Annotated in this window: 11 protein-coding genes; 8 read left to right on the top strand and 3 right to left on the bottom strand. The window is 73.2% G+C overall.

All coding sequences use genetic code 11. From position 1 onward, the window contains the following. Positions 1 to 65 precede the first annotated feature (65 nt). Entirely contained in the window at positions 66 to 2087 is a 2022-nt protein-coding gene (gene malQ, locus ACQP0U_RS22130) for a 4-alpha-glucanotransferase (RefSeq protein ID WP_433310198.1), read from the top strand. A gap of 10 nt (positions 2088 to 2097) precedes the next feature. Here malQ and ACQP0U_RS22125 read toward each other — a convergent pair whose 3' ends face one another. Then, the gene (locus tag ACQP0U_RS22125) at positions 2098 to 3207 is read right to left on the bottom strand and encodes a winged helix DNA-binding domain-containing protein (RefSeq protein WP_433310195.1); all 1110 of its coding nucleotides are present in this window, start codon (positions 3205 to 3207) and stop codon (positions 2098 to 2100) included. Between the two features lie 138 nt (positions 3208 to 3345). On the opposite strand from ACQP0U_RS22125, the gene ACQP0U_RS22120 reads away from it, so the two are divergent. From ACQP0U_RS22120 to wrbA, 4 genes are all read left to right on the top strand, one after another. Continuing rightward, positions 3346 to 3738 (top strand): hypothetical protein, encoded by a 393-nt coding sequence (locus ACQP0U_RS22120; RefSeq protein ID WP_433310192.1) that lies wholly within the window; start codon positions 3346 to 3348, stop codon positions 3736 to 3738. 64 nt (positions 3739 to 3802) lie between these two features. Next, positions 3803 to 4561, top strand: a complete 759-nt coding sequence (locus ACQP0U_RS22115) for a HipA family kinase (protein ID WP_433310190.1) — start codon at positions 3803 to 3805, stop codon at positions 4559 to 4561. Further along, positions 4558 to 4926, top strand: coding sequence for a DUF3037 domain-containing protein (locus ACQP0U_RS22110; RefSeq protein ID WP_433310187.1), 369 nt, complete (start codon positions 4558 to 4560; stop codon positions 4924 to 4926). Before ACQP0U_RS22115 ends, ACQP0U_RS22110 begins: the two co-directional genes overlap by 4 nt. Positions 4927 to 5217: 291 nt before the next feature. Beyond that, complete coding sequence (wrbA, locus tag ACQP0U_RS22105; RefSeq protein WP_433310185.1) at positions 5218 to 5835, top strand: NAD(P)H:quinone oxidoreductase; 618 nt, start codon at positions 5218 to 5220, stop codon at positions 5833 to 5835. A gap of 95 nt (positions 5836 to 5930) precedes the next feature. Here wrbA and ACQP0U_RS22100 read toward each other — a convergent pair whose 3' ends face one another. Continuing rightward, positions 5931 to 7853 carry an anthranilate synthase family protein gene (locus ACQP0U_RS22100; RefSeq protein ID WP_433310182.1) on the bottom strand — a complete coding sequence of 641 codons (1923 nt, stop codon included), beginning with the start codon at positions 7851 to 7853 and terminating at the stop codon, positions 5931 to 5933. A 204-nt stretch (positions 7854 to 8057) separates the two neighbouring features. On the opposite strand from ACQP0U_RS22100, the gene ACQP0U_RS22095 reads away from it, so the two are divergent. The 3 genes from ACQP0U_RS22095 (at position 8058) to ACQP0U_RS22085 (ending at position 12526) form a co-directional block, all read left to right on the top strand. After that, on the top strand, positions 8058 to 9470 hold the full coding sequence (locus ACQP0U_RS22095) for an FGGY family carbohydrate kinase (protein ID WP_433310179.1): 1413 nt from the start codon (positions 8058 to 8060) through the stop codon (positions 9468 to 9470). Between the two features lie 216 nt (positions 9471 to 9686). Then, entirely contained in the window at positions 9687 to 12107 is a 2421-nt protein-coding gene (locus tag ACQP0U_RS22090) for a nitrate- and nitrite sensing domain-containing protein (protein ID WP_433310176.1), read from the top strand. Further along, positions 12104 to 12526 carry a roadblock/LC7 domain-containing protein gene (locus ACQP0U_RS22085; protein WP_088988684.1) on the top strand — a complete coding sequence of 141 codons (423 nt, stop codon included), beginning with the start codon at positions 12104 to 12106 and terminating at the stop codon, positions 12524 to 12526. The genes ACQP0U_RS22090 and ACQP0U_RS22085 overlap by 4 nt, the downstream gene beginning before the upstream one ends. A gap of 80 nt (positions 12527 to 12606) precedes the next feature. Here the strand turns inward: ACQP0U_RS22085 and ACQP0U_RS22080 are convergent, their stop codons facing one another. Next, the gene (locus ACQP0U_RS22080) at positions 12607 to 13950 is read right to left on the bottom strand and encodes a GH1 family beta-glucosidase (protein WP_433310173.1); all 1344 of its coding nucleotides are present in this window, start codon (positions 13948 to 13950) and stop codon (positions 12607 to 12609) included. Between the last annotated feature and the right edge of the window lie 292 nt (positions 13951 to 14242).

The raw sequence follows: 14242 nt of genomic DNA, 5'->3' as shown, positions 1-14242 counted from the left end.
GCCCTGCGCGGCGCGGCCGGGCGTGGGAGGGTGGTTGCAGGTCGCGTCGTGGGGCGGGGGATGGGATGAATCGACGATTGGCCGCGCTCGCCAACGCGCACGGTGTTTCCACCTGGTACGAGGATTGGCGGCACCGCCGCGTCGAGGTCGCACCGGAGACAGTGGTGGGTGTGCTGGGGCTGCTCGGGGTGGACGCCACCAGCCCGTCGGCGATCGCCGACGGGCTCGCCGCCGCCCGTGCGGTCGACCGGGGCGTCCTGCCGGAGACGGTCGTGCTCACCCACGGCCGCAGCCGGGCGCTGCCCGGCCCGGGTGTGGTGACAGTGGAGGACGGTGGTCGCCGCGCGGTCGACGGTGAGCTGCCGGCCGACCTGCCGCTGGGTTGGCACCGGCTGGCCTGCGCCGACCGGGAGGTGACGCTTGTGGTGGTGCCGCGCCGGCTGCCGGTGCCGCCGCGGACCTGGGGGTGGATGCTCCAGCTCTACGCGCTCAGCTCGGAGCGCTCCTGGGGCATGGGCGATCTCGGTGACCTCGCCGAGTTCACCGGGTGGGCCGGTGCCACCGGGGCGGGGCTGGTGCTGCTCAACCCGCTGCACGCGGTGGGGCCGGCGCACCCGGTGGCCACCTCACCGTATTCGCCGGCCAGTCGACGCTTCGTCAATCCGCTCTACCTGCGGGTCAGCGACACCGCCGCGTACCGTGCGACGGACCCGGCGACTCGCGCGGTGGTCGACGCGTTGCGTCCCGACCGGGGTCCCCTGATCGACTACGACGAGGTGTGGGCCGCCAAGCGGCACGCCCTGGAGTTGCTGCACCCGTACGCCCAGCCGGTGGATCTTGCTGCGGACCCGGCGCTGGCCAGCTTCGCCACCTGGTGCGCGCTCGCCGAGCGGCACGGCAACGACTGGCGTGCCTGGCCGGCGGAGCTGCACCATCCCGACGGCCCGGCGGTCGCCGAGCAGCGTCGGCAGCTCGCCGATCGGGTCGCCTTCCACGCCTGGCTGCAACACCTCTGTGACGAGCAGCTCGACGCCGTCACGGCGGCGGCCCGCGCGGCGGGGATGCCGGTCGGCGTCGTGCACGACCTGGCCGTCGGGATCGACCCGGGTGGCGCGGACGGGTGGCAGCTCGCCGACGTGCTGGCCCAGGGTGTGCGGGTCGGCGCGCCGCCGGACGACTTCAACCAGCTCGGCCAGGACTGGGGGCTCGCCGCGTGGCGTCCGGACCGGCTCGCGGCCACCGGCTACGCCGCCTACCGGGACATGCTGCGGCGTGCTCTGCGGCACGCGGGTGGTCTGCGGGTCGACCACGTCGCCGGCGTGTGGCGACTGTGGTGGGTGCCGCCGGGTGGGGGCGCGGCCGAGGGCACCTACGTGCGCTACGACGCCGAGGCGATGCTCGGCATTCTCGCGTTGGAGGCGCACCGGGCCGGCGCGGTGGTGGTCGGTGAGGATCTCGGTACGGTCCAACCGGCGGTGACCCGAGGGTTGCGGGGGCGCAACATGCTCGGCTCGACAGTGCTGTGGTTCGCCCGCCACGACGCGGGTGACTTCGTTCCGCCGGCGCGGTGGCCGCGTAACGCCCTCGCCACGATCTCCACCCATGACCTGCCCACGGCGGCGGGCTTCCTGACCGGTGAGCATGTGCGGGTGCGCGACGAGTTGAAGCTGCTCGGCGCCGACGTGGCGGTGGAGCGGGCCCGGGCCGCCGCCGATCGGGAGCGGCTGCTCACGATGTTGGCTGCCGAGAACCTGCTGCCCGAGCCGGCTGTGGGGTCTGCGTCGGCTGTGGGGTCTGCGTCGGCTGAACCGGCGAAGACGCCCGACGACGGCGAGGTGGTGGTGGCGATGCACGCCGCGCTCGCGGCCAGCCCGACCCGGCTGCTCGGCGTCTCCCTCTACGACGTGCTGGGGGAGGTGCGCCAACCCAACATGCCGGGCACGGTGGACGAGTACCCGAACTGGCGGCTGCCGCTGCCGGCCAGCGTGGCGCAGATCCGCGCGGACCCCCGGGTGACCCGGATCGTGGACCTGCTCAGCGCCGCCCGCCCGGGACCGGCCGCACCGACACCTGCCGCCGAGGAGTGACGCGACCGGGTCAGGTCAGCCAGTCGAAGCGGGGAGGCAGCCCGAGGAAGTCGGCGTAGCGCCCGAGCGCCTGCTCCACCCGTTCCCGCGCGGCGGCGTCGAGCGTGGTGAGCGGTTGGATGGTCACGGTGACCGCGGTGCGGCCGACCTTGCGTTTCCACACGCCCACCACCCGGCCGGCGCGGACCACTGTGGCCTGGAAGATGCCGTTGTTGCCCGGCACCACTGCCGCCTGGTGGGCGGGGTCGAGCATCAACGTGCGGTCCCGGAAGCCGAGCAGGTACTCGTCGAAGCCGGGCAGTGCCAGCATGTCGTCGGGCGTGGGGCGCGGCGCGTCGGCCAGGGCCGCGTCGACGTACATCGGTGTGCCGTCGACGCGTACCGTGCTCAGCGCGTCGGCGGCGGCGGTCAGGCCGCGTCGGGCGTCGGTGAGGGTGAGCCCGCTCCACGTGGCGAACTCGCGGTCGGTGACCGGGCCGTGGCCGCGAACGTAGCGGTGGGCGAGCAGGGCCAGCGCCTCGTCCCGGTCCAGCCGGTGGGAGCGGGGCGCCCACTCGTCGAGCAGGGCGAAGGTCTGGTCGGTGCCGACGTTCGGGGCCACGCAGGTCACGCCGCGAACGCTCGCATACCACAGCAGGTGGTAACCGCGCTGCCCGTCGGTGCCCAGGCCGGCCGCCCGCAGGGTGGCCAGGCACTGCGCGCGGGTGAGCCGACCGCCGCCGGCCAACGCGGTGCCGAGGACGTCGACCGCCCGGTCCGCGTCGGCCTCGGTGAGCCCGAGCTGCGCCCGGCGGGTCGCCGCGCCGGCCAGCGACCGTACGCCGGTCAGCTCCAGCATCCAGCGGGCGTCGGCGGGCGGGACGAGGTGCACGGTGCCGCGCATCGGCCAGGTGCGCAGCGCCTCACGCCGCTCCAGCGCCGCCTGCACGTCGGCGACGCTCCGGCCGGGTAGCCGTGCGCCCAGCGACCACAACCCACTGGCCAGGTCCTGTGCCTGCATCGCGCCGAACCACTCGACCACCTCGGCGACGGTGTCGGGTCGGGTGCTCGGGTGCGGGCGCAGCAGCAGGCTGGTCATCCGCAGCGCCAGCGCGTCGGCCGCGCTGAGGTCGACAGGCATCGGGCGCTCCTTATCGTGGCCGGGCGGTCAGCCTAGGGCCGAGCACCGACACTTCTGCTGGTGGGAGGCGTAACGGCGGTCGTCGGGGGAATGCGGCTCGCCGGAAGTACGCGCGCCGCGCGTACGGAAGGGAATCTCATGACTGCCGCAAGCGAGCCGGCCCGGGGTTCCGGCGTAACGGCCGGGTCCCGCAGCCATCGGGGGGACACCCGCGCCAAGACGAGCGCCGCCGCGACCTTCGCCCTGGTGTTCGGAGTGGCCGCCCTGTTCAGCGTGTTGACGGCGATCCTGGCCTGGCTGGGGCTGGTGCTCGGCATCATCGGGATCATCCTCGGCATCGTCGGTCTCAAGATGGCGAGCCGACCCGGGGTCACTGGCCGTGGCGTGTCGATCGGCGGCCTGGTGCTCAGCATCCTGGCCGTGCTGATCGGCCTCGGTCTGGCCGCGGGGATCACCACGTTCGTCAACAACGAGAACGCGGTGGACCGCCTGCAGACCCAGGTCGACAAGCTGCGCGACAAGCTCGACTGACCCGCGCGGGCCGGTCCGGGCCGGCCCGCCACCCGTCCCGGTCGGTCACAGTAGGGTGGGCGGCGTGCTCCGCCAGGTCACCGCGATCCGCTACGTCACCCCGCTGCGCGAGGGTGGGTCGCTGCCGGGCGTGGTGGAGGCCGACGACCTGGGCACCTACGTGGCGAAGTTCCGCGGCGCCGGGCAGGGCCCCAAGGCGCTGATCGCCGAGGTGATCTGCGGTGAGTTGGCCCGCCGGCTGGGGTTGCGGGTGCCGCCGCTGGTGGTCCTCGACATCGACCCGGTGATCGGGCGGGCCGAGCCCGACCAGGAGGTGCAGGAGCTGCTGCGCAACAGCGGTGGCGCCAACCTGGGGATGGACTTCCTGCCCGGGGCGTTGGGCTTCGACCCGGTGGCGCACCCCGTCGACCCGACGCTGGCCTCCCGGGTGCTCTGGTTCGACGCGTACGTGGAGAACGTCGACCGGAGTTGGCGCAATCCGAACCTGCTCGTCTGGCACCGGGAGCTGTGGCTGATCGACCACGGCGCCTCGCTGTACTTCCACCACAACTGGCCGCGCGCCGAGGCCGCTGTGCACCGGGCCTACCGCGCGGAGGATCACGTGCTGGCGCCGTACGCGTCGCGGCTGGCCGAGGCCGACGCCGAGCTGGCCCCGCAGGTCACCCCGGAGTTGCTCACCGAGGTGCTGGCCCTGGTGCCGGGGGAGTGGTTGACCGCCGCCGACTTCGAGACGGCCGACGCGGCGCGCGACGCGTACCTCACGCACCTGTCGGCCCGCGTCGCCCGCACGGCCGACTGGCTGCCACCGGGGAGCGCGGCATGAGGCAACCCTTCGAGTACGCGTTGATCCGGCTCGTGCCCCGCATCGAGCGCGGCGAGCAGATCAACGTCGGGGTGTTGCTCTACTGCCAGCAGCGCGACTTCCTGGCCGCGCGGACGCACCTGGACGCCGACCGGGTTCGCGCGCTGGCACCCGACGTCGACCTTCCGGCGGTGGCCGCGGTGCTCGACTCCTGGGACCGGACCTGCTCCGGTGACGGGCCGGCGACCCGGATGCGGCTCGGCGAGCGGTTCCACTGGCTGGCCGCGCCGCGTAGCACGATGATCCAGACCGGGCCGGTGCACACCGGTCTCACCGTCGACCCGGCGGCCGACCTGGACCGGCTGATGGCGACGTTGGTCCGCTGAGCCGAGGCGGGGGCGCGGGAGCGGTCCTCCCCTGATCGCGCTGCGCCAGCGCCGTTGCCGGCGGAGCGCGATCCCCCGTTCAGGTGCCCGGTGCGGGGCGGCGGCTCGATCCCGCCGGCACCGATGGCATCAGGATCGTCGTCCACGCGCGGCGTCGGGCCGGAACGACCGGGAAGTTGCGGAAAACTTGAGCCGGCGGACCGGTGTCCGGGAGCGCGTGGGCCGGTCGTTAGAGCGCGCCCGCAGCGGGTAGTCGCGGGAGCTGACTCGCGACGAGAAGGGGACACTCTGATGGCTGCCCAGACCAAGGTAGCGGTGATCTACTACAGCGCCACCGGCACCACCTACCAGATGGCGCAGGCCGTGTGTGAGGCTGCCGGGGATGCCGGCGCCGACGTGCGTCTGCGCAAGGTGCGCGAGTTGGCGCCGGACGAGGCGATCCGCTCCAACTCGGGGTGGCAGGCGCACCACCTGGAGACCCAGGACGTGCCCGAGGCGATGCTCGACGACCTCACCTGGGCCGACGTGGTGATCCTCGGCGCGCCGACCCGGTACGGCCTGATCGCCGCCCAGTTGAAGCAGTTCATCGACACCACCGGCCCGCTCTGGTCCCAGGGTGGGCTGGTCAACAAGGTCTACTCCGCCTTCACCTCGACGGGCACCTCGCACGGGGGGCAGGAGACCACGTTGACCTCGTTGTTCAACGTCTTCTACCACTGGGGCGGTGTGGTGGTCACCCCCGGCTACACCGACACCAGCCAGTTCATCGCCGGTAACCCGTACGGCCCCTCGCACACCAGTAACAACGGGGAGATCGCGCCGGACGCCGTGGCGCTCGAGGCCTGCGCGCTCACCGCCCGTCGCGCGGTGCAGCTCGGCGCTGCGCTGAAAGCGGGCCTGGCCCGCTGACCGGCGATCGGACGAGGGCGACCGGTGACGCGGTCGGGGGCTCTCGGCCCGGCCGCGCCACCGGTCGATCCAGCCCTACCCCCGGGCCGGGGCGACTATGCGCGTCCGCGCGTCGCGGACAGTTCGTCGGTACGTGACGCGGGCAGCAGATCGGTCAGCAGCTCGCTCAGCACGGCCAGCCCGTCGGGGCTGAGCACCGACTCCGCGTGGAACTGCACTCCGGCGAAGCCGCGCCCCCGCAGGGCGTGCACGGCACCGTCGCCCGGGTCCCGGGCCAGCTCCACCGGCCCGTACGCGGTGGCCAGCCGGTCGGCCTCGGCGCGGGCGGTGAACGTCGAGTAGAACCCGACCCGGCGGGCCTGGCCGAACACCGGCACCTCCCGCTGCAACCCCTGGTAGGGCGCCTCCCGGCGGTGCAGCGCCAACCCCAGCAGCCCGGCCAGCACCTGATGGCCGAGGCAGACCGCGAGGGTGGGACGGCCGGTCGTCAGCAGCCCGGTCAGCAGCTCCCGCAGCGCCACCATCTTCGGCTCGTCCACGCTGCCGGGGTCGCCGGGCCCGGGTCCGGCGACCACCAGGTCGTAGTCGTCGACCGGGCCGCTCGCGTGCCACGGCCGCGTGGTCACCGTGAGACCCAACGCGCCCAGTTGGTGGGCCAGCATGCCGGTGAAGGTGTCCTCGGCGTCCACGATCAACACCCGGCGGCCGATCAGCCCGGGCAGTCCGGGCGCGTCCGGTGACCGCTGGTCCAGCCAGAACCGGGCCAGCGGCGCGTTGCGGGCGGCGAGCGCGTCGCGTACCGCCGGGTCGTCGGTCAACCGCGCGACCGGCCCGCGGTCGCCGACGGACGCCGCGGGCGCGAGGCCGAGCGCGGCCAGCACGCCGGCGGCCTTGGCGTGCGTCTCGGCCACCTCGCCGGCCGCCGTCGAGTGCCGGACCAGGGTCGCGCCGACCGGCACCCGCAGTCGGCCGGTGGGGGAGATCTCGGCGGTTCGGATCAGGATCGGGGCGTCGAGTGTCTGCCGGCCGGCCTCGTCGTGGCCGAGCAGCGCCAGCACGCCCCCGTAGTAGCCGCGGCCCCGGCGCTCGTGCCGGGCGATCACCCGGCAGGCGTTCTCGATCGGGCTGCCCGTCACGGTGGGCGCGAACATCGTCTCGCGCAGTACCTCCCGCACGTCGCGGGTGCCCCGCCCGGCGAGCAGGTACTCGGTGTGCGCCAGGTGCGACATCTCCTTCAGGTACGGCCCGATGACCTGCCCACCGTGCTCGGCGACGGTGGCCATCATCTTCAGCTCCTCGTCGAGCACCATGTACAGCTCTTCGATCTCCTTCGGGTCGGCGAGGAAGCGCAGCAGGGCTCCCCGGTCCGCGACGCCACCGGGGCAGCGGAAGGTGCCGCTGATCGGGTTCATCAGCACCAGTCCGTCGTCGACGCTGACGTGCCGTTCCGGGCTGGCGCCGACGAGCGTCCGCGTGCCGGTGTGCACCACGAACGTCCAGTACGCGCCGCGCTCGGCGATCAGCAGCCGGCGCAGCGCGGCCAGCGCGGCCCGCAGCGGCGGGCCCTGCACGGTGGCCTGCAGGGCGCGGTGGATGACGAAGTTCGCGCCCTCACCGCGGCCGATCTCCTCGGACAGCACCCGCTGCACGGTCCGCGCGTACTCTTCGTCGCTGACGTCGAAGCCGGCGTCGGCGGTGTGGACCGGTTCGTCGGGCAGCGCGGCGAGGACGTCGGCCAGCGTGATCCGCTGGTGCTCGCGGACCTGGAGGAACTCCAGCGGGGCGTCGTCGTCGACGCAGGCGAAGCCACGCTCGGTGATCTGCCGGTACGGCACCAGGGCCAGCGTCCGTGCCCCGGGAGGGCCCGGCGGCAGTGGAATGTCGGTGAGCGCTTCGACGGTGTCGACCGGGCCGGTGAACAGGTCCAGTTCGTCCGCGCCGTCGCGGCGCAGCAGCGCGAAGGGGCCGGGGTCGTCGCCGTGGGCGACGGCGGCGAGCAGGTCGGTCAGGTGGGGCATCGGAGTCTCCGTCGGGCTCGGCGCCGCCGTCGGGCGGCCCTGGAGCCGGGAGATCCGGCGACCGCCTCGATGGCGGCCGCGTGGATGGTGCTACGCGCGGGAGATGGCCGCCGGGTCGGCGGGCCACCAACTGGTCAACTGCGCGAGCATGTGATCCACCCTACGCGCCCGTCGGCCGGCTGGCACGGGGTAACTTGACCGGCGATGAACATTCTCGCGCTCGACCTGGGCACCTCCTCGGTACGTGGGCTGGTGCTGGACGCGGACACCCAGCCGCTGCCCGGCGCCCTGGCCCGCCGCAAGGTCGACCTCGCCATCGGCGACGACGGCACCGGCACGCTGTCCGGTCGGGACTACCTGGCGAGCCTGGTCGAGTGCCTGGACGAGCTGGCCGAGTCGGGGCACCTGCGCGACGTGGGTCTGGTGGCGGTCTCCGCCCAGTGGCACTCGGTGCTGCCGCTGGACCGCGACGGCGCCCCGCTGGGCCCGGTGGTCACCTGGCTGGACACCCGGCCCGCCCCGGTCGGGCGCACCGCCGGGCCGACGGATCCGGACGGCTTCCACCAGCGCACCGGCTGTTGGTGGCACCGTTCGTACTGGTCGATGCGGTTGCCCTGGTTGCGGGAGCAGTCCGGCACCCCGATCGCCCGGTTCGTCGGTCTGCCCGAGTACGTGCTGGGCGAGCTGCTCGACACGGCGCCCATGTCGATCTCCCAGGCCTCCGGGACCGGTCTGCTGGACCTGCGCACCCTGCGTTGGGACGAGGAGGCGCTGACGCTGGCCGAGGCGCGACCGGAGGATCTGCCGCCCCTCGGTGAGCTGGACTGGCACGGCCGGCTGCGTGTCGACCTGGCGCGTCGGTGGCCGCAGTTGGCGCAGGCGCGGTGGTCGCCGCCGGTGGGCGACGGTGGGGCGTCGAATGTCGGCTCGGGCTGCGTCGACCCGAGCCGGGCCGCCGTCACCGTGGGCACCTCCGCCGCGGTACGGCTGATGCAGCGGATCCCGGCCGGTGAGCCGATGCCCCGCCTGCCCGAGCGGCTGTGGCGTTACCGGGTCGACCACGACCACGTGGTGACCGGGGCCGCGTACGCCAACGGGGGCAACCTGTTCGCGTGGGCGGACCGGGAGCTGCGGTTGCCCCGGGGCGCCGAGCTGGACGCGGCGTTGGCGCTGGTGCCGGCGGGCGGTGGCCGGCCGGCGGACTCCCGCTTCGGTGGTGACCGGGCGCCGGGGCTGGCGCCGGCGGGCAGTGGTGAGCTGCGCGGCCTCAGCTTCAGCACCACCTCCGTCGACATTCTGGCCGGGTTGATGCAGGGGCTGTGTGAGCTGGTCGCCGAGGATCTCGGGGTGCTGGAGTCCACCATCGACAAACCTGTCGGCGTGGTGCTGGGCGGCGGCGCGGTGGCTGCCTCGGTGTGGTGGCGGCAGGCCTTCGCGACCGCGCTGGCACCGCGACCGGTGTCGCATCAACGCAACCCGGAGATCGGCGCCACCGGTGCCGCGTTGGTGGCGTTGGGGCGCTTCGGTGACGCGATCGAGCTCGCTGACATCGGCCGGACGGACGAGCTGGTTTTGCCGACCACGGCAGGAGGTTCCCACCCGCAGTATCCTTCCTGAACCTTGGCCTCGCCCGGGCCGTTGACAGCGGTACCGAGCCTGGTTGGATGGACTGCGCTCCCCCGACCGCGGTGGACGCGGTAGGACGGAGGAGACAGGGTGGCGGCAGGCCCCGACCCGGCGAACGGCGCGGTGTCGAACCATCGCAGACGCCGCTTCGATGTCCGAGTCGTTCCGCATCGACGGCGGTCTCCGTTCCGGCTGCGCGACTGGCGGATGAGCACGAAGCTCGCCACCGTGCTGCTGGTGCCGTCGATGGCGTTCCTCCTGCTCGCCGGTGTGCAGACCAGCACGCTGGTGGGGCGGACGACGGCGTTGAACGACTTCTCCAGCCAGGTGGGCATCGGCCGGCAGATCACCGCGGCGGTGCACCAGCTCCAGCAGGAGCGTGACCGCTCGGCGGGGGAGCTGGGTGAGCTGCGTAAGGGTGGCGACCGGCAGGCGACCGAGAACGACCTGAAGCCGTTGCAGGCGGCCACCGACAAGGCCATCGTGGACCTGAGCCGGGCCGCCGAGCCGCTGGCGGACGCGGACGCGTCCTGGCGGGTCGCCTTCTCCGAGGCGTTGGAGGCGTACGACCAGGTGGTTGACATCCGCTCGGCGATTCCGCCGGCGGTGCTCAGCAGCGAGACCATCCTGAGCAACTACCACCGGGCCGTCGGGGCGTTGCTCGACCTGCTCGCCGAACCGAAGCCAGGTCAGAACCAGCCGGCGTTGAACGACGCGGTGCTGCGCTACGTCCAGCTGGCCCGGGTCAAGGAACTCTCCTCCCGGGTGCGGGCCCAGCTCTACACCGCCGCCCGCGCCGGTGCGTACGGCACCGAGGACCGGGTGGTCCTCGCCGACCTGCGCGGCCAGCAACTCACCGCGCTCGGCGCGTTCCGGGTGGCCGCGACCAATGAGCAGATCAGCCGTTACGACGAGACCTCGGTGTCGCCGGACTTCCTGGTCGCCACCGGTCTGGAGGAGCGCAGCCTGTCCACCGGCGCCGCGTCGCCGCAGGTGCTGCCGTCGGAGCAGTGGTGGTCGGCCAGCCAGCAGCGTCAGGAGCTGCTGCGCCAGCTCGAGGCGGGCGTGCTCGACGACGCCGTGCGGCAGGCCGAGGAGGCCAGCGACGATCAGCTGCGCACGACCTTGCTGGTCGTCGGTGGGGTCGTCACGGTCCTGCTGGCCGCCCTGCTGATCTCGTTGCTGATCGGGCGGTCGGTCGCCAGGTCGATGCGGATGCTGCGCAGTCAGGCGCTGCGGATCGCCCAGGTCGAGTTGCCGGACGCTCTGGACCGGCTGAAGACCGTCACCGGCGGGGTGCCCCGCATCGACGTCGCGCCGGCGGTGGTGCGTTCACTCGACGAGATCGGTGAGCTGGCCGAGGCGTTCGTGGCGGTGCACCGCAGCGCGGTCACGGTCGCCGTCGAGCAGGCGCTCATGCGGCGTAACGTCAACGCGATGTTCGTCAACCTGGCCCGCCGCAGCCAGGTGCTGGTCGAGCGTCAGCTGGAGCTGCTGGACGACCTGGAGCGTGAGGAGAGCGACCCGGATCAGCTGGAGAACCTGTTCAAGCTCGACCACCTGGCCGCCCGTATGCGCCGTAACGACGAGAGTCTGCTGGTGCTCGCCGGCACCGACTCCACCCGCCGGTGGAACCGGCCGGTCGGTCTCGGTGCGGTGCTGCTGGCCGCCGCCGCCGAGATCGAGCAGTACCAGCGGGTGCGGATCGAGTCGGTGGCCGACGTGCACGTGGTCGGCCACGCCGTCGGCGAGTTGGTGCACCTGCTGGCGGAGTTGCTGGAGAACGCCACGGCCTTCTCCCGCCCGGACACGGTCGTGGTGGTGAGCGCCCGGGTCGAGGCGGGGGCCCCGCTGATCGAGATCGTCGACCGCGGTCTGGGCATGAGCCCGGCCGCGCTGGTACAGGCGAACGAGGTGCTGGCCAGCCCGCCGGCCGCGGATGTCGCGGCGGTGGAGCGGATGGGGCTGTTCGTGGTCAGCCACCTGGCGGCCCGGCTGGGCGTACGGGTGCGGTTGGAGGGCGGCGAGGACGGCCTGGTCGCCCGGCTCGCCCTGCCCGCGGTGTTGCTGGCTCCGGCGGGCAACGTGGAGTTGGACACGCCCCCGTCGGCGCGGATGCTGGCGGCGGGCGCGGCGCGGGGCCTGGCTGCGCAGTCCGGGGCTCTCCGGCCGGCCGCTGCCCCGGTGCCCAACGGCGCGGTGCGGGACCTGCCGGTGGCCGGTCGCCCGCCGGGCGTCGGCGTGCCGCGTCAGGGCCGCCCGACGCCGGTGCGCGCCGAAGATGTGTTGACCCCGGCCGCTGCCCGTGGCGCCGGCGGGGGCTGGTATTCGCGGCAGGGCCCGACCGCGCCGGTGGTGCCCGCACCGGCGGCGCCGCCGACCGTCCCGGTGAGCGCCGGCACCAACGAGCGGGGGCTGCCGGTGCGGGTACCCATGGCGCAGTTGAGCGCGGTCACCCGTTCGGCACAACCGATGACGGCACCGACCCGCACCGACCCGGACCCGGAGGCGGTCGGCGGCATGCTCTCGCGGCTCTACAGCGGAGTACGGCGCGCCGAGGCTGAGGACACCACCGAGATACCCGTGCCACCGTCCGGGGGGCACGACGAAGGGGGACGACGACAGTGACGACGTTGAGCCAGGAGGCGCGTGACCTGAGCTGGCTGGTGAGCGCGTTCGCGGAGCGGGTGCCGGGTGTGGCGCACGCGGTGGTGGTCTCCTCTGACGGGCTGTTGGTGGCGATCTCCGATCACCTGCCCCGGGACAACGCGGACAAGCTCGCCGCGGTGACCTCCGGGCTGATGAGTATCACCGCGGGCGCGGCCTCGATGTTCGACGGCGATGTCGTCAAGCAGACGGTGGTCGAGATGGGTCGTGGCTACTTCCTGGTGATGCAGATCCGCGACGGTTCGATTCTGGCCACGTTGGCTGCCGGTGACGCGGACATCGGTGTGGTGGGCTACGAGATGGCCCGGCTGGCGAAGCAGGCGGGGGAGATGCTCACCCCGGCCCTGCGGGCGGAGTTGCAGCAGGCGCTGCCCCGCTGAGTGCGCCGGCCGGGGCCCGGACGGTCACCGGCTCACCCGAGCCGAGCCGTCCGGGCCCGGCTGTCCGGGTGGCGGCGCGTTCAGAAGCCGCCGTCGGCGATGACGGAGCGGTACCAGGTTGCGCTGTTCTTGAGCACCCGCCGCTGGGTGGCGTAGTCCACGTAGACCAGGCCCCAGCGCTGCTCGTACCCCTGGTCCCACTCGAAGTTGTCCAGCAGTGACCAGACGTGGAAGCTCTCCAGCGGCACCCCGTCGGTGATGGCCCGGTGCGCGGCGGCGAGGTGGTCGCGGAGGAAGCTGATCCGGCCGGTGTCCTGGACGGTGTCGTCCGTGCCCAGGGTGTCCGGTGTGGGCAGCCCGTTCTCGGTGATGGTGAGCGGGATCGGGCCGTAGTCGCGGGTGATCCGGGTCAGCAGGTCGTACATTCCCTCGGGGTAGATCTGCTGCCACTCGGCCTCCGAGGTCGCCCAGCGGTGCGCGGTGCCGCCGTCGGCGGTGACGTAGATCGGGGTGTAGTACTGCACGGCCAGTAGGTCGACAGGCGCGGAGATGATCTTCAGGTCGCCGTCGCGGATGCTCTGGACCATCCGGCTCTGCGGGCCCAGGTCGGCGAGCAGGTCCTCCGGGTAGCTGCCCCGGAACAGGGAGTCGAGGTAGAGGCGGTTCTCGTAGCCGTCGTAGAGGCGGGCGGCCGCGGCAGCCTGCGGGGAGTCGTCGGCGGGGTAGCAGGGGTGCAGGTTGAGTGCGGGGCCGATCCGGCTGTCGCTGCCGCTGGCCCGCAGCGCGCCGACGGCGAACCCGTGGGCGAGTTGCAGGTGGTGGGCGACCAGGTAGGCGGCGTCCGGGTCCTGCCGGCCGGGGGCGTGGTGGCCGGTGAGGTAGCCGTTCTGCACCACGGTCTTGGGCTCGTTGATGGTGAGCCAGGCTGGAACCCGGTCGCCGAGGGCGCGGAAGACCACGTCGGCGTAGTCGGCGAAGCGGTGGGCGGTGTCGCGTGACTCCCAGCCGCCGGCGTCCTGCAGGGCCTGCGGGAGGTCCCAGTGGAACAGGGTGGCCATCGGGGTGATGCCGCGCTCGTGCAGGCCGTCGAGGAGGCGGCGGTAGAAGTCGAGGCCGCGTTGGTTGGGCGTGCCGGTGCCGTCGGGCTGGATCCGGGGCCAGGAGATGGAGAAGCGGTAGCTGCGCAACCCGAGGTCGCGCATGAGGTCGAGGTCCTCGGCGTAGCGGTGGTAGTGGTCGATGGCCACGTCGCCGGTGTCGCCGTTGCGGGTGCGCCCCGGGACGCGGCTGAAGGTGTCCCAGACCGACTCGCCGCGCCCGTCCTCCTTGGTGGCGCCCTCGATCTGGTACGCGGAGGTGGCCGCGCCCCAGCCGAAGTTGTCCGGGAAGCGCAGCGGGCCGGCGGGCCCAATAGGTATCGACATGGATTCTCCTCATGGATACGGGGCCACCGCCGAAGGTTTCGGGAGCGCTCCCATGATAGGGCAGGCGCTGCCGGCCGGTCAGCCGGCCGTCAGAACGGCCGGCGCTGGCGGGTGGGAGGCGGGTGTGGCCCCGAGCAGCGAACGAGGCCGTCCGGGCGGCGCGGCGCGCCTGTCCCGTCGGCCTCTTTTCCTATCGTGTACGGGGGTTTAGTGTGGGGACGGGGGAGGGCAACCCCCGTCCCCACCGTAACTGCACACACACGGGCGGAATTTGGGTCCTGCCGTGCGTGTC

It is taken from the genome of Micromonospora sp. CA-269861 (genome assembly GCF_050948505.1).
Taxonomy (GTDB): Bacteria; Actinomycetota; Actinomycetes; order Mycobacteriales; family Micromonosporaceae; genus Micromonospora.
The sequence above is the reverse complement of the archived record's forward strand: the minus strand, read 5'-3'. Positions and strand labels throughout refer to the sequence as shown.